The organism is Oleiphilus sp. HI0132 (assembly GCF_001635845.1).
The window spans coordinates 1-809 of sequence record NZ_LWGJ01000026.1 but is presented as its reverse complement, the minus strand read 5'-3'; the positions used below and the strand labels follow the sequence as shown (position 1 = coordinate 809).

Below are 809 nucleotides of genomic sequence, written 5' to 3'. Positions count from 1 at the left end.
GATGGCGAACTATTTGAAGACTCTTAATTTACCAGCCAAGAGCCACATAGCATTACTGTCAAAAAACTGCGCTCAGTGGGTCATGGCGGATTGGGCAATCTGGATGGCAGGACACGTTACCGTTCCGCTCTACCCAACCCTAAACGCCGATACCGTCAGCTATATACTTGAGCATTCCGAAGCACAAGTCCTATTCGCTGGTAAGCTTGATGATTGGGACGATATGAAAGACGGTATTCCAGAAAGCTTACCCTGTATTTCCTTTGACTTAAGCCCGGAAGAAGTGCAGCAAAAGTATACTAGCTGGGATCAGATTGTCGCAAAGAATGAAGCCTTAAGTGAAAATACAGCTCGCGAAGCAGATGAAATCGCCACGATTGTTTATACCTCTGGTAGCACCGGGAACCCCAAAGGCGTGATGCTATCTTTCCATAGCATGGCCTATGCTGCACAAGGCGCGATAGCCTCATTAAAAGTGACTGATCAAGACAGAATGCTTTCTTACCTTCCTTTGGCACACGTGATGGAGCGTTTTGTAGTCGAAATGGCCTCTATATCTGTTGGCTTTCAATTATTTTTCGCCGACAAACTCGATACCTTTGTCGCTGACTTGAACCGAGCAAACCCTACCTTGTTCCTGGCGGTTCCTCGAATTTGGACAATATTCCAGACAGGTGTCTTTGCCAAGATGCCAAAACAAAAGCTCGATCGTTTGATGAAGATTCCTTTACTGTCAGGCTATATGAAAAAACGCGTATTGAAGACGCTTGGTCTGCAGGATGTACGCTATGCTGCGAGTGGCTCTGCAC

The 809-nt window shown here is 46.4% G+C and carries 1 protein-coding gene; it reads left to right on the top strand.

Annotation, left to right across the window (positions count from 1 at the left end):
- Nucleotides 1–13: 13 nt before the first annotated feature.
- On the top strand, nt 14–809 hold a 796-nt coding region (locus A3766_RS00535), incomplete at its 3' end, for an AMP-binding protein (RefSeq protein WP_369808584.1).